General features: G+C 38.8%; 21 protein-coding genes. 16 read left to right on the top strand and 5 right to left on the bottom strand.

Features of this window, described 5'->3' with window-relative positions; translation table 11 throughout:
- Window positions 1-46: 46 nt before the first annotated feature.
- Window positions 47-2,497 (bottom strand): TonB-dependent receptor, encoded by a 2,451-nt coding sequence (locus ACZ5L8_RS08150; RefSeq protein ID WP_464440810.1) that lies wholly within the window; start codon window positions 2,495-2,497, stop codon window positions 47-49.
- 309 nt (window positions 2,498-2,806) lie between these two features.
- Between ACZ5L8_RS08150 and ACZ5L8_RS08155 the strand changes: the two genes are divergently transcribed.
- Window positions 2,807-3,172: a CoA-binding protein gene (locus tag ACZ5L8_RS08155; protein WP_464440812.1), complete on the top strand. Its 366-nt coding sequence runs from the start codon at window positions 2,807-2,809 to the stop codon at window positions 3,170-3,172.
- Window positions 3,173-3,176: 4 nt separating this feature from the next.
- Here ACZ5L8_RS08155 and ACZ5L8_RS08160 read toward each other — a convergent pair whose 3' ends face one another.
- Complete coding sequence (locus ACZ5L8_RS08160) at window positions 3,177-4,634, bottom strand: sodium:solute symporter (RefSeq protein WP_464440813.1); 1,458 nt, start codon at window positions 4,632-4,634, stop codon at window positions 3,177-3,179.
- A 153-nt stretch (window positions 4,635-4,787) separates the two neighbouring features.
- On the opposite strand from ACZ5L8_RS08160, the gene ACZ5L8_RS08165 reads away from it, so the two are divergent.
- Genes ACZ5L8_RS08165 through ACZ5L8_RS08180 form a run of 4 tightly spaced genes read left to right on the top strand, consistent with a single transcriptional unit; the run spans window position 4,788 to window position 7,166 of the window.
- Entirely contained in the window at window positions 4,788-5,018 is a 231-nt protein-coding gene (locus ACZ5L8_RS08165) for a hypothetical protein (protein ID WP_462597857.1), read from the top strand.
- On the top strand, window positions 5,018-5,584 hold the full coding sequence (locus ACZ5L8_RS08170) for a phosphatase PAP2 family protein (RefSeq protein ID WP_464440815.1): 567 nt from the start codon (window positions 5,018-5,020) through the stop codon (window positions 5,582-5,584). The genes ACZ5L8_RS08165 and ACZ5L8_RS08170 overlap by 1 nt, the downstream gene beginning before the upstream one ends.
- A gap of 1 nt (window position 5,585) precedes the next feature.
- The gene (locus ACZ5L8_RS08175; protein WP_464440817.1) at window positions 5,586-6,182 is read left to right on the top strand and encodes a GNAT family N-acetyltransferase; all 597 of its coding nucleotides are present in this window, start codon (window positions 5,586-5,588) and stop codon (window positions 6,180-6,182) included.
- Between the two features lie 21 nt (window positions 6,183-6,203).
- Window positions 6,204-7,166 carry an NAD-dependent epimerase/dehydratase family protein gene (locus tag ACZ5L8_RS08180; protein WP_462597854.1) on the top strand — a complete coding sequence of 321 codons (963 nt, stop codon included), beginning with the start codon at window positions 6,204-6,206 and terminating at the stop codon, window positions 7,164-7,166.
- Here the strand turns inward: ACZ5L8_RS08180 and meaB are convergent.
- Window positions 7,154-8,203 carry a methylmalonyl Co-A mutase-associated GTPase MeaB gene (gene meaB / locus ACZ5L8_RS08185; RefSeq protein ID WP_464440819.1) on the bottom strand — a complete coding sequence of 350 codons (1,050 nt, stop codon included), beginning with the start codon at window positions 8,201-8,203 and terminating at the stop codon, window positions 7,154-7,156. The genes ACZ5L8_RS08180 and meaB overlap by 13 nt on opposite strands.
- Window positions 8,204-8,277: 74 nt before the next feature.
- Here meaB and ACZ5L8_RS08190 point away from each other — a divergent pair, with 74 nt between their 5' ends.
- The 11 genes from ACZ5L8_RS08190 (at window position 8,278) to ACZ5L8_RS08240 (ending at window position 15,414) form a co-directional block, all read left to right on the top strand.
- Window positions 8,278-8,496, top strand: a complete 219-nt coding sequence (locus tag ACZ5L8_RS08190; RefSeq protein WP_464440821.1) for a hypothetical protein — start codon at window positions 8,278-8,280, stop codon at window positions 8,494-8,496.
- The gene (locus ACZ5L8_RS08195; RefSeq protein WP_464440822.1) at window positions 8,496-8,795 is read left to right on the top strand and encodes a type II toxin-antitoxin system RelE/ParE family toxin; all 300 of its coding nucleotides are present in this window, start codon (window positions 8,496-8,498) and stop codon (window positions 8,793-8,795) included. The genes ACZ5L8_RS08190 and ACZ5L8_RS08195 overlap by 1 nt, the downstream gene beginning before the upstream one ends.
- Before the next feature lie 100 nt (window positions 8,796-8,895).
- Window positions 8,896-9,333, top strand: a complete 438-nt coding sequence (locus tag ACZ5L8_RS08200; RefSeq protein ID WP_464440824.1) for an organic hydroperoxide resistance protein — start codon at window positions 8,896-8,898, stop codon at window positions 9,331-9,333.
- 126 nt (window positions 9,334-9,459) lie between these two features.
- Window positions 9,460-9,960: a thiol peroxidase gene (tpx, locus tag ACZ5L8_RS08205; protein WP_464440826.1), complete on the top strand. Its 501-nt coding sequence runs from the start codon at window positions 9,460-9,462 to the stop codon at window positions 9,958-9,960.
- Window positions 9,960-10,334, top strand: a complete 375-nt coding sequence (locus ACZ5L8_RS08210; RefSeq protein WP_462597850.1) for a diacylglycerol kinase family protein — start codon at window positions 9,960-9,962, stop codon at window positions 10,332-10,334. The genes tpx and ACZ5L8_RS08210 overlap by 1 nt, the downstream gene beginning before the upstream one ends.
- A gap of 115 nt (window positions 10,335-10,449) precedes the next feature.
- Window positions 10,450-10,776 (top strand): four-helix bundle copper-binding protein, encoded by a 327-nt coding sequence (locus ACZ5L8_RS08215; RefSeq protein WP_464440939.1) that lies wholly within the window; start codon window positions 10,450-10,452, stop codon window positions 10,774-10,776.
- Between the two features lie 83 nt (window positions 10,777-10,859).
- The gene (locus ACZ5L8_RS08220) at window positions 10,860-11,594 is read left to right on the top strand and encodes a heavy-metal-associated domain-containing protein (RefSeq protein WP_464440827.1); all 735 of its coding nucleotides are present in this window, start codon (window positions 10,860-10,862) and stop codon (window positions 11,592-11,594) included.
- A gap of 162 nt (window positions 11,595-11,756) precedes the next feature.
- Window positions 11,757-12,668 carry a MerR family transcriptional regulator gene (locus ACZ5L8_RS08225; protein WP_464440829.1) on the top strand — a complete coding sequence of 304 codons (912 nt, stop codon included), beginning with the start codon at window positions 11,757-11,759 and terminating at the stop codon, window positions 12,666-12,668.
- Window positions 12,661-14,121: a phytoene desaturase family protein gene (locus tag ACZ5L8_RS08230; RefSeq protein WP_464440830.1), complete on the top strand. Its 1,461-nt coding sequence runs from the start codon at window positions 12,661-12,663 to the stop codon at window positions 14,119-14,121. Before ACZ5L8_RS08225 ends, ACZ5L8_RS08230 begins: the two co-directional genes overlap by 8 nt.
- A 2-nt stretch (window positions 14,122-14,123) precedes the next feature.
- On the top strand, window positions 14,124-14,963 hold the full coding sequence (locus ACZ5L8_RS08235) for a phytoene/squalene synthase family protein (RefSeq protein ID WP_462597845.1): 840 nt from the start codon (window positions 14,124-14,126) through the stop codon (window positions 14,961-14,963).
- Window position 14,964: 1 nt separating this feature from the next.
- The gene (locus ACZ5L8_RS08240) at window positions 14,965-15,414 is read left to right on the top strand and encodes a sterol desaturase family protein (RefSeq protein WP_462597844.1); all 450 of its coding nucleotides are present in this window, start codon (window positions 14,965-14,967) and stop codon (window positions 15,412-15,414) included.
- Window positions 15,415-15,454: 40 nt separating this feature from the next.
- Here the strand turns inward: ACZ5L8_RS08240 and ACZ5L8_RS08245 are convergent, their stop codons facing one another.
- The gene (locus tag ACZ5L8_RS08245) at window positions 15,455-15,817 is read right to left on the bottom strand and encodes a hypothetical protein (RefSeq protein WP_464440832.1); all 363 of its coding nucleotides are present in this window, start codon (window positions 15,815-15,817) and stop codon (window positions 15,455-15,457) included.
- A gap of 9 nt (window positions 15,818-15,826) precedes the next feature.
- A complete protein-coding gene (gene bshC / locus ACZ5L8_RS08250; RefSeq protein WP_464440833.1) occupies window positions 15,827-17,431 on the bottom strand; it encodes a bacillithiol biosynthesis cysteine-adding enzyme BshC in 1,605 nt (534 codons plus the stop codon).
- Window positions 17,432-17,534 lie beyond the last annotated feature (103 nt).

The following is a 17,534-nucleotide window of genomic DNA, read 5'->3' on the forward strand; positions in this document are numbered from 1 at the left end:
AATAGTTGCATTTCAACTAGTTAAATAAATCTTAAAAAGTGTTAAATTAAAATACTCCCCCACCTGTTTGCTCATTATTATCACGTTGCTTACGTTTTTTAGCTCTGTATTTTGAATCTCCAAAGGCATATCTTAGACCAAGAAAAACCGTGTGACTTTCCCAATTAAATTGCCCTGATTGTACGTATGGCGTTTTTGCCGTAAATCTTCCTGCCATGGTATTGAAGACGTCATTAAAGTTTAATGAGATCGTACCTTTTCCTTCCATCACGCTGTAACGCGCTCCCACATTTACAAAGTAAAATGGCTTAGACTTAAACTGAATATTCTCTGCCGCGCCACGATACATCCCAAAGGCAGACAAACTCAATTTCTTAGTGATAGAAAAGTTGTTCATCAATCTTACATTGTAAGCCGCATTTGTTACTTCACGCTCTTGCGAAATGATATCTTCTGAGGTTCTATCCTCTGACGGAATTGACGGATCTATCGTTTCACTAATACCAGATTGTGTCTGGTTGTAGTAATCAAAACTACCGTTTACACTCCACCAGTTTGCAAGTTTATATTGCGCACTAACTTCTACACCATAAGACGATGTGTTGTCAAAGTTGTCAAAGGTTAAGATTATACGATCTAGGTTTGTTCTATCTACAAGGATGGTTTGGTTAATTTGATCCTCTATCAGACGATAGAAAACACCAGCTGTAACTGTACCTTTACCCAGTCTTCTGGTATAATTCGCTTCAAGCGAATTAGTGAATTGTGGCAGTAATTGCTCGTTACCAAAGTTTGAAATAAGCGGTGAGCTCCATTGTCTTATAGGATTTACTTGTCCTATTCCTGGTCTATCAACTCTACGGCTGTAACTTACTTGATATTGATTCTTCTCATCAGGATTATAGGTTAAATATGCTGAAGGATAAAGTTGAACATAATCATTCTTAAACGCTGAAGCGGTATTTGTATCAGCTGCAACTTCTACTTTCTCTGCACGAACGCCAGCTTGTATAGACCATTTTTCAAATTGCTTCCCGTAAGTTACATACGCAGAGTAAATATCTCTTGAGTAATCAAAAAGCGTATTTGGCGTAGGAACTAGATCTCCTTGTTTATTAAAAGATAATCCTGTGCTGTTGTAATCTAATTCAGTATTAAAAAGGATTGCTTGTAAACCAACTTCTAACTTAGCGTTTTCGGTCAAAGGATTCACATAGTCAAGGTTCACTGTCGTGCGTCCTCTTTCTGTGGCAACGGCATCCCTATAATCTACATACGGCGTGTTACCACTAAGATCAAAGTTTGCTGTTTCATCCTCAGAAAAATCATTATGATCTACTTCGAGCTCAATATTGTGACCTTCTTTTTCAAAATCCAACTTATAATCAAAGTTATATTGCGTAGAAACATTATCGCTTAAAGTAAGTACCTCTTGCGAAGAATTGCTTCCCGGAGTGTTAGGAAAATTAATCCCTACAGCTCCTTCTTCTTCACTATTGTGCCAGTTTTGACTTATAAAGAACGAAGCTGTGTTCTTATCGTTGATATAAAAGTCCAGACCCGTTTTTAGCAAATGCGTTTTATCTTCATCAAGAAAGCTAAAATTCTGACGGCTATCTGTATCTGGGCGATAAACGCTACCGTAGTTTTTATCTTTTGGGAAGTTGTTGCTGTAATTTGTGTACACATTGATCTTCCCGTTGCGATAGTTTAAGTTGGTACCGCTGTTGAATTTTGGGTTATCGTCATACGCAAAACCCATATTAACGTCCCCGTTAAAACCTATGTTGGCATTTTTATGCAAAACAATATTGATGATACCGCTCATACCTTCAGGATTATACTTTGCCGAAGGATTTGTGATCAACTCTATCTTCTTAATAGATGTAGAAGGTATTTGCTTAAGCAATTGATCTGGCGGTATGTTAGACAATTTACCGTCTACCATTACCTGCACGTTTGCGTTTCCACGTAAAGTAAGCGCACCAGACTGCTGATCAACACTCACAGATGGAATGTTATTCATAATATCTGAAGCCGTTGCGCCAGCAGTAGTAAGATCTTTACCTACATTTACAACCTTGCGATCTATGCGCTGTTCTATGGTTGTACGCTCTGCAACTATGTTTACTTCTGCTAGTTCTGCCGCTGAAGCTTCTAAACGAATAGGACCAAGATCCCAACTTCTTTTATCCTTGCTTATTAAAATAGGTTTTACAACCGTAGCATAGCCCATAAACTGGACTTTGACATCATAACTCCCACTAGGAATTTTTGTGATTTCAAAGGATCCATCATCATTGGTAATTCCACCTGTGATGGTTTCTCCATTACCAGAAGCAACAACAATGGTTGCGTAAGGAATAGGCTCTCCTGTAGCGGTATCAAGCACAGATCCTTGTACAGATCCATTGATAATTTCGGTGGGACTGGGTTGTGCGAATGCACTCCCTATAAAAAATAGGGTTAGGGCTATTGCCCCGAAAAATGATTTCATAACTGTTTGATAATTTGATTGATTCTTACAATACTTTGCAAAACATATTACCTTTTGCAAAGCACACCGTGATGAGCGGTTATTGTATAGACGCACGTGTCTAAATTTTGTTACAGCAAAATCGATTTATTTTCTAGAAAAGAAAAAACCCAGAGCAGCTTACTCTGGGTTTTTAAGTTTGATCCCTCATAATTAACACTAACCATCAAAACGAATTATTAAGTGATCAAACCAGGAAATTAATTTCTTAAAACAAAGACGTTCTAAAATTAGAATTGTTACATTTTGCCTTTGGTTTAACTTTGATTTATGACTTCTAAAAAAACATTAGTTCTTGGCGCTTCACTAAAGCCTAATAGATATTCTAACATGGCGATAAAAAGACTGATCGAAAATAAAATCCCCACAGTTGCTATTGGCTTGCGAGAAGGAATTATAGAAGGTGTAGCTATTTTAACTGAGAAAAAACCGCTAGAAGATATCCATACGGTAACGCTATATCTCAACGCCCAGCGACAAAAAGAATATTATCAATACATTCTTGACCTTAAGCCAGAACGAATCATTTTTAACCCAGGCACAGCAAACCCAGAATTTGAAGAAATTTTAAAAAAAGAGAATATTTCTTTTGAACATGCATGCACCTTAGTGATGCTTACATGTAACCAATTCTAAGGTATTAAACGGCTACAAATTCTCCCTTTCTCTTGATTGCTAGCAGCCCTAAAAAGGTTAAAGCTCCGTTCAGGATCAGGATAAAAAAGTCAAATTCAAAGTTGAAATACGCTAACGACAGTGCACTTATGGCATACGCCAAAATCGGACTACCAATAGCCACAACCGGCACTAGAGCATCTCTTACTTTCCATTTTGTGAACAACCCGAAGGAATACAAACCAAGTAGCGGACCATACGTATAACCAGCGAAAACAAAAAGTTTAGCGATCACACTTTCATCTGCGATTATATATTTAAAACAAATGATCACAAGAATGAGCAATACAGACATTGCAATGTGAATACGTTTTCTGATCTTTTCTTGTTTTGCTTCTTCATACTTTTTCTCGATCTCAAGTATATCAATGCTGAAAGAAGTCGTAAGCGCTGTCAAAGCACTATCTGCACTACTATATGCCGCAGCGATTAACCCCAGAATAAAACAAACGCCTATCGCCAGCCCTAATCCTTCTTGAGTCGCGATGTATGGAAAAAGATCATCTTTCACGGCAGTGATACCATTTTGCTCTGCATAAACAGTAAGTAGCAGTCCTAATGCTAAAAACACAAAATTTACGATCGTAAGGACAATAGTAAACCAAAACATGTTTTTCTGCGCATCTTTAAGCGATCTACAAGTGAGGTTTTTTTGCATCATATCTTGATCCAGACCCGTCATCACAATAGCTATAAAAGCACCAGAAACAAATTGTTTTACAAAATGATTTCCGCTTTTCCAATCATCAAAAAAGAACATCTTAGACAGATCACTATCTGCCACAAAATTGAAAATATTTCCTGCTGAAATCCCTAGATCTGTAGAAACATAATAGATCGCAACGCCTACCGCGATCAACATAAAAAGCGTTTGCAAAGTATCTGTCCACACAATTGTTTTTATTCCTGATCTAAAGGTGTACAACCATATTAAAAGAATTGTAAGCGTTACGGTTAGCCAAAAAGGAACACCCATACTATCAAACACTAAAAACTGCAAAACATTAGCCACTAAGAACAATCTAAAACTCGCCCCCACTACTCTACTCAATAAGAAAAATGAAGCGCCAGTTTTATAAGATGCGTTGCCATATCTACTTCCCAGATATGTGTAGATAGAGGTTAAGTTCATTTTATAATACAAGGGCAATAACACCGTGCCGATCACCGCATAACCCACAGTATATCCCAGAACCACCTGAAAGTATCCAAACTGCGACTCTTCAACCCAACCAGGAACCGAGATAAAAGTCACTCCGCTTAACGATGCGCCTATCATCCCAAAGGCTACCAAGTACCACGGCGATTGTCTGCTGGCTTTAAAAAAGTCAGCGTTATTCCCTTTTTTACCGGTTAAGAATGAAATTAAGATCAGTACTCCAAAGTACCCCGCAATAAGAATTAGTATCGTAGAAGCGTTCATTGTGTCCTTCGTGTTTTTGCAATATTCAAAAGAACAAAAAACCCATGAAACACCTTGATGATCGTGTGTGAAACTTTTTCGCTTAAAGCGAAAAACCGAAAAACCGAAAAGAAAAATTCACCTTACCTTTGCGCAACTTTTAAAGAAAAAACCATGGAACTTCCCAAATTCCTTCTGGGAGATAATACAGATTATCCAGACGCTATTTTTGTGATCCACACTGAGTTTCCTCAGTTTATCATCAACCTTGCCGATGACGAGGTAGAATGGTTAGAAGATTTTGACCAGCATGATGAGAAAGAGCTGGAGACAGAAACTGAGGGTTTGATACAAGCTGCGACAGATTTTTATGATCGCGAAGTGGCTCGATACGAAGAGGACTAATGGACGCGATCAATCAATTAGACCACGACCTGTTTTTATGGCTCAACAACTGGGGCAGCGAATCTTGGGACGGCTTCTGGTTGATTGTAACATCAAAGTGGTCTTCTATCCCTATTTATGCCATTTTACTTTTTTTGATCTTCAAAAAATACGGTTGGAAGGGAACTTTGATCACACTTGTTGCCGTTGCACTTTTGATCACTTGCACAGATCAACTGGCAAATCTTTTTAAATACGGTTTTGAACGCAGGCGCCCTTGCGGACAAGAAGGCGTTAAAGAATTTGCGCGTTTTGTCGCATCACGTTGCGGCCGTTACGGATTTTTTTCGGCACACGCTGCAAGCTCAATGGCGCTGGCCATTTTTATAGGCAACCTTTTAAAAGATCGGTATAAATGGATTTTAACCGCGCTTATCCTTTGGGCAATTCTTATAGGATATAGTCGTATTTATCTGGGCGTTCATTATCCTGGCGATGTGCTTGTAGGGTTTACAATTGGCGGAATTTTAGGCTTTGTTTTTAGAAAACTACAGGTTTTGGCTTTAGCCAAATTCAATCCGAGCTAAAATGCTAGATTGCTCAAAAAACATAGTGCTAGAAAATGATCGTGTAAAGCTAGAGCCATTAACGATGGCGCATTTTGAGCCTTTGCTTAAGATTTGCCTCGCGTTTCCTGATTTGCTAAAATTTTCTCCATCACCCTTTGGAACTAAAGAAAATTTGCAGGCATATTTTGATAGACATCTTGATAACAAAGCACAAAAAACGCAATATCCATTTGCGATTTTTGACAAAAAAGAAAACGTTTACGCAGGCACAACCAGCTTCTTAAACATCTCAAACAAAGACGAAAGAGTTGAAATAGGTTTTACTTGGCTTTCGCCAAAATTTCAACGCACCGGCCTCAACAGAAATTGTAAGTTTCTTTTGCTCAATTTTGCGTTTGAAAGTCTGAACTTTGCACGAGTGGAACTTAAGACAGACGCACGCAATACGCAGTCTAGAAATGCGATGAAAGCAATAGGTTGCAAAGAAGAAGGAACCTTAAGAAGTCACACGTTAATGCCAGATGGTCATCGCCGCGACACGATGTATTATTCAATTGTACAAGATGAATGGCCGTCGATCAAAAATGAAATTTTTAAAGAATTTACTTTGGCTTAAAGCCAAATAAAAACAGAATACATGAGTAAGATTTTGGTAACAGGAGCTGCAGGATTTATTGGCTCTCACTGTGCAGAACGACTTCAAAAACAAGGAAATGAAGTAGTAGGGATCGATAATTATTCTCCTTATTACAGCAAGGATCTTAAGAATAGAAACGCAAAGGAACTGCAAAATGCAGGCATCCCGATCGTGAATATGGATCTACGCCAGCCGAAGGATTTTGAGGAACTGGATCATGATTTTGAATACATTTTTCACTTTGCCGCTCAACCAGGAATTAGCGCTGCTTCTACCTTTGAGGATTATTTGATGAACAACCTTGTTGCAACAAAAAATCTTATTGATTTTGCTCAAACTTGCAACGGTTTGAAATTGTTTGTGAATATTTCTACCTCATCGATCTATGGTCTGCGCGCAACATTGCAAGAAAATGAAGCGCCAAAACCGGCTTCATTTTACGGGGTGACAAAACTTGCTGCAGAGCAATTAGTACTTTCAAAAACGCGTGAGCAGATCATGAAGACGTGTTCACTGCGATTATTCTCAGTTTACGGTCCGCGTGAGCGTCCTGAAAAGCTTTATACAAAATTGATCGCTTCTGCATTTTTTCATCAAGAATTCCCGCTTTATGAAGGTAGCCGCGACCATGTGCGCAGTTTTACTTTTGTTGAAGATATCGTAGATGGCATCGTATCTGTGATAGGAAAAGAAGATCAAGTAGACGGCGAGATCTTTAATCTGGGTACAGAAAAAGAGCACACAACTGGCGAAGGAATTGACATTGTAGAAGAGATCCTTAACACTAAAGTGCGCATGAAAAACGTACCAAAACGCGCGGGAGATCAACAAGTAACAAAAGCTAATATTGAGAAAGCAAAAGAGATCTTAAACTACGATCCTAAGACAACCTTCCGTGAAGGGCTTGCAAAGCAGATCGAATGGTATCGCAAGGAATTTGTAGGCGACTCTTACTTTAATTGATAGATTTTAAGCAACTCATCTGCCGCTTGAAATGACGAGATAGCACCAGAATGCATTTTTTTGACAATAGCGTCAAAATTTGCCTTCACCTGCTCATCCCCATAAAAATCATCTTTCAGTCGGTTTTCTATAGTTTGCTTTAACCAGAAAATATGCTGGCTCTTTCTCTTTGTGGAGAAGGAGCCATTTTCTTTTACATGCGCAAAATATTCCTCCAGAATTTCCCAGGATTCTGCTATGCCGTCGTTTTCTAAAGCACTACAAACACTCACTTTTGGTGACCAGCCGTTGTCTTTTAGCGGATAAAGATGTAACGCTTTCGCGAAAGCTACTCGCGCTTCCTTAGCGGCTTTAAGATTCTCACCGTCGGCTTTATTGATCAAGATGGCGTCTGCCATTTCTATGATTCCTCGTTTAATTCCTTGAAGTTCATCGCCGGCTCCCGCTAATTTTAAAAGCAGGAAAAAATCTGTCATCCCATGAACGGCAAATTCGCTTTGCCCTACTCCTACGGTTTCTATAAGGATCACATCAAAACCTGCCGCTTCACAAAGTACTATGCTTTCTCGGGTTTTGCGTGCCACTCCGCCCAGTGAATCTCCAGAAGCCGAAGGACGGATAAATGCATTTGCATTCATGCTCAGATTTTCCATGCGGGTTTTATCGCCCAGAATGCTACCATGCGAAATCGAACTTGTGGGATCAACAGCAAGAACAGCCACCTTTTTCCCTTTGGCGATAAGCAAATTTCCCAGCGCTTCTATAAAAGTACTTTTACCTGCACCGGGAACGCCGGTAATCCCAATTCTCACGGAATTCCCACTATGCAGCAAGCAAGCTTTCAGTACCGTGTTTGCAATTTCTTGATGTTTAGCAGAAGTACTTTCAACAAAAGTTATGGCACGCGCCAAAGCCGTTTTTTCGCCAGCGAGCAAAGCAGATATCAAAGCATTTATATCTTCTTGCTGCTTTTTTCGGGTCACAAAACTTTTCGCGGAAGCGACACCAATATTGATCTGATTTTTTGCGGTACTCATGTTAATCAAAGGTATGCTTTATTAAATAGAGATAAGACTGTGGCTTTTTTATTAAATTTGAAAAAAGGTCAAACATGGATATAAAAACTTCTAAAATAGAGCTGGTTAAAATGATTCTCAATATTGAAAATGAGAGTTTTATCCAAAAAGTCACGGAGTTTATTTCCAATGAAAGTGCTGATTTCTGGAATGAACTTTCTGAAAACGAACAGGCTGAATTAAGAAATGGAATTGACCAACTCAACGCTGGAAAGAGAATAGCCTATAAAGATGTGCTCTCAAAAATATCTTGATGAAAGTTTATTTTTCACCCATTGCAGAAGATAAACTTTTGAAGTTATGTGAATATCTTCTAGCCGAATGGGGGCAAAAAGCGAAGAAAGACTTCTTATATAAGCTTGACAAAAAGATCATCCAAATTTCTAGATATCCAGAAAGTAGCACAAGTTCCAATGAGTTAGGTGGAATCTATAAATGTGTAGTTACTAAACAAACCACAATGTACTACCGCATACAGCACGACGCTATCGAAGTCATTACCTTTTTTGACAATAGACAAAACCCTGATAAATTAGATGAGTTTTTAAAGTAAGCCTCAAGCTGTTGTTGACTTTTATGATTTATTTAAGAACGGCAGATTGAACACAAATTTTAAGTTGATTATCTTGTTTGCATAACTAAAAACAAAACTCATGAAAGCGTTATACTCAGCGACTGCAACAGCGGAAGGAGGCCGTGACAGCCACGTTTCAACCAGTGACGGAACTATAGAATTTGACCTCAGCGTACCTAAAGGTTTAGGCGGCCCGGGAGGCGACGGTGCTAATCCTGAGCAGTTTTTTGCTGCTGGATATTCGGCATGTTTTGGCAGCGCTTTAGCTCATGTTGCTCGTGGTAAAAAGATAGATCTAGGTGATTATACGGTGACCGCAACTGTAGAAATAGGCAAGAATGAAGATGATATGTTTCAACTTGCCGTTGTGCTAGATTGCTATTTACCTACGGTAGATACTGAAACTGGTGAAGACCTTGTGAACGAAGCGCACGAAGTTTGCCCGTATAGCCGCGCAACGATGGATAACATTGATGTTACCCTAAACTTGCTTCTAGACGGTGACGAAGAAGAATAAATATTTGGCTTAAAGCCAAAACAAAAAATCCCACTTCAACGGTGGGATTTTTTATTCTACATAATTTAAGCATCCTTTAATTGTACTTGTCATACCTGTACAATACATTTACACAAATACTCAACAATGGCAGAAATTACTCTGGGTGGAAACCCAACGACTACCGTAGGTGAGCTTCCTAAAGTAGGAAGTGCAGCACCAGAATTTAAATTGGCTAAAAACGACCTTAGCGAGGCTTCGCTAGAAGAATATAAAGGTAAAAATGTTGTGATGAACATTTTCCCGAGTGTGGATACTGGCGTTTGTGCAGCATCAATAAGAAAATTTAATGAAGAGGCTAGCGGACTAGAAAATACCATAGTTCTTTGTATCTCTAAAGATCTTCCGTTTGCGCAGGCACGTTTTTGCGCTGCTGAAGGTTTAGAAAATGTTGTAAACCTATCAGACTTTAGAAATGGTGATTTTGGTAAAGATTATGGTCTTACCATCGCTGAAGGTGCTTTTGCAGGATTACACTCTCGCGTGGTTATCATCCTTGACGAAGAAGGACAGGTGATCTACGAAGAGCAAGTGCCCGAAATAGGACAAGAACCAGATTATGAAGCTGCGCTAAAAGCACTTTCTTAATGGGTTTTGGCAAGTTTATCATCAATAGAATTAAAGCATTCAAATATGCATTTCAAGGTGCTTGGCTACTCTTTAAAGAGCCAAGCATCAAAGTGCAGGTTTTTTGTGCGCTAGTGGTAACCATTGCCGGATTTTATTTTAACATCACAAACACCGAGTGGATCTTGCAAATAATTGCAATTGGCCTCGTACTCGCTATTGAAGGTCTTAATACAGCAGTAGAAAAAATTGCAGATTTTGTACATCCTGACTTTCATAATTTAATAGGCGAAATTAAAGATGTTGCTGCTGGCGCTGTTACTTTCTCAGCTTGTGCTGCAGCGATCGTGGGCATTATTATTTACACTCCTTACATTACCGAGCTTTTCGCTTAAAATCTCATTTTACCTACTTTTTTTTCAGATTAGCTTAACGGCTTTTAATATTCTCTTACAATTGGTTTTCAGTTAGCTTAGGTAACTTTAAAGCACTAACAAAAAAATGCTACTTATGAGAAATGAGAATTTAATACACGCGCTAGGTAAATGTATCAATGCCTGTAATTACTGCGCTGATGCCTGCCTTGATGAAGAAAATGTGAAAATGATGAAAGACTGCATCCGTACAGATAGAGTTTGTGCCGAGGTCTGCAGTGCTTTAAATCAGGTTCTCGCTACAGGATATGAAGATGTAGAGGGATTAATCCAATATTGTATTAGCGTCTGCAAGGCTTGTGGTGATGAATGTGCAAAACATGAGCACGAGCATTGTCAGGCTTGCGCCAAAGCGTGTAAAGCATGTGAAGAAGAGTGTAAATCTTTTTTAGTAGCAGCATAGTAATTTTCGCGCAAAGCAAACGACAAAAAACCCAGGCCTGTTCTGGGTTTTTGTAGTTTTACACATATCTAATTTTCGTAAAAATGACACATACATATACAATCACAGGAATGACGTGCAATGGCTGCCGCACTTCTGTAGAAAATAAATTAAATGCCATTGACGGCGTTGAACTTGCTGATGTAAACCTTGAAAATAGTGAAGCAACCATCAAGATGCATCATCACATCAATACCGCAACATTGCAAAAAGCATTACCTGAAAAATATACGGTTACTGAAAAGACTGATAATGTTTTTGGCAATCACGCCGGCCACACCATGGCAATGGATATGGAAGAAGAAAAGTCTAAATGGCAACAGCTTAAACCATTGTTCTTGATATTCTTTTATATCGCCACAGCTTCTGTGTTGATGAATATAAATCCGTGGAGTACTGGTGATTTCATGCTCGATTTTATGGGGCTGTTTTATATTGTTTTCAGCTTTTTTAAAATGCTTGATTTAAAAGGCTTTCCCGAATCGTTTAGCATGTACGACCCTTTAGCGAAAGCCATACCCGCTTACGGCAAAATATATCCATTTATTGAGACTGCGCTGGGCTTGATGTTTTTAATGCGTTTTGAAATTACCATTGCGCTAATCGCTACTTTGGTGATTTTAGGAATCACAACTATTGGTGTAACAAGAACGTTACTTGATAAAAAAAGCATTCAATGTGCATGTTTAGGAACAGCCTTAAAACTCCCCATGACAGAAGCGACATTTATTGAAAATGCGGTGATGATAGTGATGGCGATTATCATGTTATTTCTATAGGTCTCAAGCATCAAACTTTAGCAAACCTCACAGGTTTTAAAAACCTGTGAGGTTTTTTTATGCTCGTTAATTAAAACATAAACTTTATGTTTTGTTCAATCTTCATTAAATATTATTAAACAAAAAATCTACCTTTGGTAAGAGATAAACACAAAAATTCAGATGCAGTCGGTTAAAACTACGTTTAGCATTAAAGACCTGGAAACCTTGGGAGGCATAAAAGCCCACACCATTCGTATTTGGGAAAAACGCTATCACTTACTGCAGCCAGACCGCACAGATACTAACATCAGGACGTATTCAATCACTGATTTGCAAAAATTGCTCAACGTATCTTTTCTGGTAAATCACGACCATAAAATTAGTAGTGTTGCAAAATTAAGCACTGAAGAAATTGCTGCGAAAGTGCGTGATTTGGCTACAGCCAAAAAAGAAAAATTACACACTACCGCAATCAATGATTTTAAGTTGGCCATGCTCAATTTTGACCGCTCGGTGTTTGACAAAACGTACAACGACGCTAAAAAAGAGCATGATTTTGATACGGTTTTCACCAAAATTTTCATCCCTTTATTAAATGAGATTGGGATGCTTTGGCAAACTGATACTATTAATCCGGCGCATGAACATTTTATCTCAAATCTTATCATGCAAAAGCTTTTGCTAGAGATTGAAAAATGCCCGAATCCTAAGTCAGAAGTAGCGCACAAAATTCATGTGCTTTACCTTCCACTAAATGAAATTCATGAATTGGGCTTGATGTATCTAAACTATAAAATTTCAAAAGCTGGATATCCTGTTGTTTATTTAGGACAAAATATTCAGGTAGAAAGTTTAAATTATTTTGCAAAACATCATCCAGACACCCGCTTTATAACGTATCTAACCATACAACCCGAAAACAGCATCGCTGATTATGCCCAACTTTTTAATGAAACGCTCAATACAAAAAAATTACCACTATACATGCTAGGAAGAAAAGCAAACATGGAAAAATCTACTGAACTTCCTGGCAACGCCAAGGTTTTTGAGTCTATCGAAACATTTGCAAAAACCCTTGAAAATCATGAGTAAAACAATCGCGGTAATTGGTTCTGGGTTTTCAGCAATAGCAGCTGCTTGCTATCTCGCGCAGGATGGAAATGAGGTTACTATTTACGAGAAAAATGCAACACTAGGCGGTAGAGCACGCCAACTAAAAAGAGATGGTTTCACGTTTGATATGGGACCTACATGGTACTGGATGCCCGATGTTTTTGAACGGTTTTTTAATGATTTTGGCAAAAAGCCAGAAGACTTTTACACCTTAGAAAAATTGGGGCCGGCGTATCGCGTGTATTTTGGGGTTGACGATTATTTGACCATCGGTGACACGCTTGATAAGATTAAAGAAGAATTTGAAAAAGAAGAACCTGGTAGCGCTGCAAAACTTCAGAAATTTATTGATGAGGCTGCAGACAATTATGAGATTGCAATAAAGGATTTGGTGTATCGCCCTGGAGTTTCTCCGTTAGAGTTGGTCACTCCTACCACAATTAAAAAACTGGGTAGCTTTTTTAGCACGATTAGCAAAGAAGTGCGCAAAAGTTTTGACAACCCTAAGTTGGTTGCCATTCTTGAATTCCCGGTGTTGTTTTTAGGCGCAAAGCCCAGCAACACTCCGGCATTCTATAGTTTTATGAATTATGCTGATTTTGGCTACGGAACGTTTCATCCGCAAGGTGGTATGTTTCAAGTGGTGGATGGCATGGTGCAATTAGCGCAAGATTTAGGTGTGAAATTTCAAACTTCAGCGCCTGTTGAAAAAATCCTCGAACGTGATGGAAATGCGTACGGCGTAAAAATAAATGGAGAAGAAATCCTTGCAGACATCGTACTCAGCGGGGCAGACTATCACCACACAGAGCAGTTGCTTCCGCGAAAGCGCAGACAATACAGCGAGAGTTACTGGGAGAAAAAAACCTTTGCTCCTTCTTCCCTACTTTTTTATGTGGGCTTTCGCCAAAAGGTTAAAAACGTAGAGCATCACACCTTATTTTTTGATGTGGATTTTGAGGAACATGCGCGCGCTATTTATGATGAAGCCGCGTGGCCAGATGAACCTTTATTTTATGCGAGCTTCCCATCAAAAACTGACAATTCTGTAGCGCCAGAAGGTACAGAAGCCGGGATTTTCTTGATTCCGTTAGCGCCAGGACTTGAAGATACAGCGCAATTGCGTGAGCAGTATTTTGAAATCATCATGGATAGATTTGAAAAACTGACCAAGCAAAACGTGCGAGAAAATATTATATTTAAAGAATCATTCTGTGTAAATGACTTTGTGAAGGACTATAATTCTTACAAAGGAAACGCCTACGGAATGGCAAACACCTTGTTACAAACGGCCTTTTTAAGACCAAAACTGAAAAGCAAAAAAGTAGAAAATCTCTTCTTTACTGGCCAACTCACCGTGCCAGGACCGGGAGTTCCTCCTTCGCTGATTTCAGGAAAACTTGTGGCAGGATTGATTGCAAAGAACAACTAGCTATGAAAGAAATTTTTGATTCCGTTTCACTTATCTGCAGCAAGACCGTGACCAAGTCGTACAGCACGTCTTTTTCTACGGCCACACAGATGCTCGCTCCTAGCATTCGCCAGGACATTCATAATATTTATGGGTTTGTGCGCTTTGCTGATGAGATTGTAGACACCTTTCATGACTATGATAAAAAAGTGCTTTTTGAGCGTTTTACGCAAGACCTTGAAAATGCGCTTACAGACAAAATAAGTCTAAATCCTATCCTGAATTCATTTCAACATACGTATCACAAATATGGCATTGACAAGCATCTTGTAGATGCTTTCATGAAAAGTATGCGACTGGATTTGACTAAAAACGATTATCTCACAGATGCAGAATACAAAGAATACATTTATGGTTCTGCAGATGTTGTAGGCCTGATGTGTCTTACAGTTTTTGTAAAAGGTGACCGTGAGAAATACGAAGAACTGAAAGAATGTGCGATGAGCTTAGGCTCGGCGTTTCAAAAAGTGAATTTCTTACGCGACTTAAAGGCTGATTTTGAGGAGTTGAGCAGAACATATTTTCCTAATACAAACCTCAACGAACTAGACGAAAGCTCTAAGCAAAAAATCATTCAAGAAATTGAAGCCGACTTTGCAAAAGGCTTGGCGGGTATTTGTAAATTGCCGGTTGAAGCTAAGTTTGGTGTATACACGGCATACCGCTACTACAAGAAATTGTTGAGCAAGCTAAAAAGTACACCATCCATGGATATCAAAAATGCGCGTATCCGCGTGCCTAATTATGTAAAAGCATCTTTACTGGCGCGCAGCTATGTAAAATACCGACTAAACCTTATTTAAAATGCAAGTTTTTCTCTGGATTCTGGTTTTTCTTACCACTTTTTGCATGATGGAATTTATGGCGTGGTTCACCCACAAATTTGTGATGCATGGCTTTTTATGGACCTTGCATCGTGACCATCACCACAAAGACCACGGCTCATGGTGGGAAAAAAACGACTTCTTCTTTATTTTTTATGCATTGGTGAGCATCGGTTGTTTTCTATTGTGGCAATATGAAGATGTCTGGGTAGGACTGCCTATCGGGCTTGGGATTTTCGCTTATGGAATCACCTACTTTTTTGTCCACGATATCTTTATTCATCAGCGTTTTAAGATGTTTCGCAATGCGAATAACTGGTACTCTAAAGGTATACGTCGTGCACATAAAATTCACCACAAACACTTAGGCAAAGAAGAAGGAGAATGCTTTGGGATGCTTGTACCACCGTTGAAGTATTTTAAGAAGTAAGTTTTGGCTTTCGCCAAAAATTCTAATCGCACTACACAGTTTAATGCGGCACTTTATTTTCTAAAAGATATTCTAAAGTCTTTATCTGAATCACTTTTAAACATTGCTGATGATAAAGATTTTCATTGCTGATATCTTCTAATAAAACAACTGATATTGCCGCTTTACTAATTTTGTTCAATTTGCTCTCTATTTCCTCTGAATCATAAGGAAGTCCATCTAAAATAAAAAGACCGCAAAACTCATCTTTCGGAAATACCTCATATCTACCTTTAATTGATTTTTGCATTATCTCCTCAACTGTATAAACTTCTACAGGACTAGATAAATCTTTATTTATAGAATGAGAAGATTTACAAGAAATAAATAAGGCGGATATAATCAAGGTATAAAGAAACTTCATAACTGCTTTTTAAACCACCATCACCGTAAAACCATCTTCTAGCGGATTGAGGTTATCTAGAAGCATTGGGATTAAATCTTCTCCATATTCCATATAGAATTCTGAGAAGTTCATCACACGCTCTTGCAAATTTGATGAAGGAAAAAGCTCGTTTTGCAAGTCGGTCATGCGTTTTATATGGTCACCTAGTTTGCGTTTTTGTGCTTTAAGCAAGCGCTTTTCAAGATGGTCAAGACCTTTAAGTTGTTTTACTTCCTGTGCTTTTACTGCTCCTAGGAAGCTTTTATCAGTTTGCTCTGCTAAAGCATACATTTCCTGAAACTGTTTTACCAGATGTTTCTTCTGCTCAGTAAAGTCAATATCAATGTTTGAGATTTTCCTGATTTTCTGATTGACCAAATCATTTTGTGGCAAGAACATATCTTTTATGGAAATGCCCAATTTCTCTGCTTTTGCAAATTGCTTTTCGGTAATCAACAACACAGAATTACGCAAAATCAAAATAGGAAAAGGAACCTCAGCACGCTCAAAATTCGCTTTAAGCTGTAACCAATACGCCAGTTCGCCGCCACCGCCTATGTAACACAAATTAGGCAAGATCACCTCTTGATACATAGGTCGCATGATCACATTAGGGCTAAATTTCTCAGGAGAGTTTTCCAGTTCAGTGAGCAATTCTTCTTCTGTGAATTCTAGTTGTGTTGCATTTACAAAATACTTCCCATCTTGCTTTACAATGCGTTCACGCAACTCGTTATCCTGGTAAAATAAATTTATCTCACGAGGATGCACTTGTGAATTGTAACCCGCTTCTTCTAACTTTTTTGTGGATGAGGTCACAACTTCGTGAGAATCATTTGCAGTCAACTCCGCTTTCATTTGCGGGATGAAAAGCTTCTTTAAGTCATGATCATCCGCATCGATGATGACCAAACCATATTTTCCAAATAGCTGATGCGCTAAATAACGCGTGGCTTCGGCAAGATTTTCATGTTTCAGGTAAGCGTTCTCAAAAAGTTCGCAGAGCTTTTTTGCCCTATCTGTAGAACCTAATTCTGCACAAAATTGCTCATAAACGGCCTGCAAACCTTCGGTATCAAAATGCCCCACCGCACCTTTGTCATTGTCCTCAACTCCAGCCTTGTTCCATGCAAAATTCTTTCCGTGCAAACGAAAGTGATTGATCTCATCAAAATCGTGATCCTCTGTCGCCATCCAGTACACCGGCACAAAATCACACTCGGGATATTGTGTTTTTAATTTTCGCGAAAGCGTGATCGTATCAATGATCTTGTACAAAAAATACAACGGCCCCGTGAATAGATTGAGTTGGTGTCCGGTTGTTACCGTGAACGTGTTAGAATTTGCCAGCAATTCAACTTTTGCAAGTGTTTCAGCTGCTTCAAGATCTTTGTATTGCTTTTGCAAAACACTGACTAAAACCTCACGATTTTCTTGCGGAAAATTAGATTTCTCCTCGATCTGCGCCTTAAAATCCTCGATCTTCTGAAAACGGTGATAGAACGGTTTTACTTGTTCATTTTCATCAAGATAATCACAAATAAGCTGTGAAAAATAACCGGTCTCGCGATAAGGAATTTTATGAATGGGCATGTATGTGTATTTGGCTCGCAAAATTAAGGGATGCGCCCTTATTTATTGGTTAAAGTTACGCAAATAGAAAATTCTAAAATACTACGGTTTTTAGTAGCTTTAG

The sequence above is a fragment of the Leeuwenhoekiella obamensis genome, from assembly GCF_055391795.1.

Excerpts from the sequence above, each read along its gene's own strand:
- ACZ5L8_RS08200 (WP_464440824.1), top strand. The coding sequence starts at position 8,896 with ATGAAAGCGTTATACTCAGCGACTGCAACAGCGGAAGGAGGCCGTGAC.
- tpx (WP_464440826.1), top strand. The coding sequence starts at position 9,460 with ATGGCAGAAATTACTCTGGGTGGAAACCCAACGACTACCGTAGGTGAG.
- ACZ5L8_RS08215 (WP_464440939.1), top strand. The coding sequence starts at position 10,450 with ATGAGAAATGAGAATTTAATACACGCGCTAGGTAAATGTATCAATGCC.
- ACZ5L8_RS08225 (WP_464440829.1), top strand. The coding sequence starts at position 11,757 with ATGCAGTCGGTTAAAACTACGTTTAGCATTAAAGACCTGGAAACCTTG.
- ACZ5L8_RS08170 (WP_464440815.1), top strand. The coding sequence starts at position 5,018 with ATGGACGCGATCAATCAATTAGACCACGACCTGTTTTTATGGCTCAAC.
- bshC (WP_464440833.1), bottom strand. The coding sequence starts at position 17,431 with ATGCCCATTCATAAAATTCCTTATCGCGAGACCGGTTATTTTTCACAG.
- ACZ5L8_RS08235 (WP_462597845.1), top strand. The coding sequence starts at position 14,124 with ATGAAAGAAATTTTTGATTCCGTTTCACTTATCTGCAGCAAGACCGTG.
- meaB (WP_464440819.1), bottom strand. The coding sequence starts at position 8,203 with ATGAGTACCGCAAAAAATCAGATCAATATTGGTGTCGCTTCCGCGAAA.
- ACZ5L8_RS08240 (WP_462597844.1), top strand. The coding sequence starts at position 14,965 with ATGCAAGTTTTTCTCTGGATTCTGGTTTTTCTTACCACTTTTTGCATG.
- ACZ5L8_RS08155 (WP_464440812.1), top strand. The coding sequence starts at position 2,807 with ATGACTTCTAAAAAAACATTAGTTCTTGGCGCTTCACTAAAGCCTAAT.
- ACZ5L8_RS08180 (WP_462597854.1), top strand. The coding sequence starts at position 6,204 with ATGAGTAAGATTTTGGTAACAGGAGCTGCAGGATTTATTGGCTCTCAC.
- ACZ5L8_RS08245 (WP_464440832.1), bottom strand. The coding sequence starts at position 15,817 with ATGAAGTTTCTTTATACCTTGATTATATCCGCCTTATTTATTTCTTGT.
- ACZ5L8_RS08165 (WP_462597857.1), top strand. The coding sequence starts at position 4,788 with ATGGAACTTCCCAAATTCCTTCTGGGAGATAATACAGATTATCCAGAC.
- ACZ5L8_RS08175 (WP_464440817.1), top strand. The coding sequence starts at position 5,586 with ATGCTAGATTGCTCAAAAAACATAGTGCTAGAAAATGATCGTGTAAAG.
- ACZ5L8_RS08190 (WP_464440821.1), top strand. The coding sequence starts at position 8,278 with ATGGATATAAAAACTTCTAAAATAGAGCTGGTTAAAATGATTCTCAAT.
- ACZ5L8_RS08195 (WP_464440822.1), top strand. The coding sequence starts at position 8,496 with ATGAAAGTTTATTTTTCACCCATTGCAGAAGATAAACTTTTGAAGTTA.
- ACZ5L8_RS08160 (WP_464440813.1), bottom strand. The coding sequence starts at position 4,634 with ATGAACGCTTCTACGATACTAATTCTTATTGCGGGGTACTTTGGAGTA.
- ACZ5L8_RS08150 (WP_464440810.1), bottom strand. The coding sequence starts at position 2,497 with ATGAAATCATTTTTCGGGGCAATAGCCCTAACCCTATTTTTTATAGGG.
- ACZ5L8_RS08220 (WP_464440827.1), top strand. The coding sequence starts at position 10,860 with ATGACACATACATATACAATCACAGGAATGACGTGCAATGGCTGCCGC.
- ACZ5L8_RS08210 (WP_462597850.1), top strand. The coding sequence starts at position 9,960 with ATGGGTTTTGGCAAGTTTATCATCAATAGAATTAAAGCATTCAAATAT.
- ACZ5L8_RS08230 (WP_464440830.1), top strand. The coding sequence starts at position 12,661 with ATGAGTAAAACAATCGCGGTAATTGGTTCTGGGTTTTCAGCAATAGCA.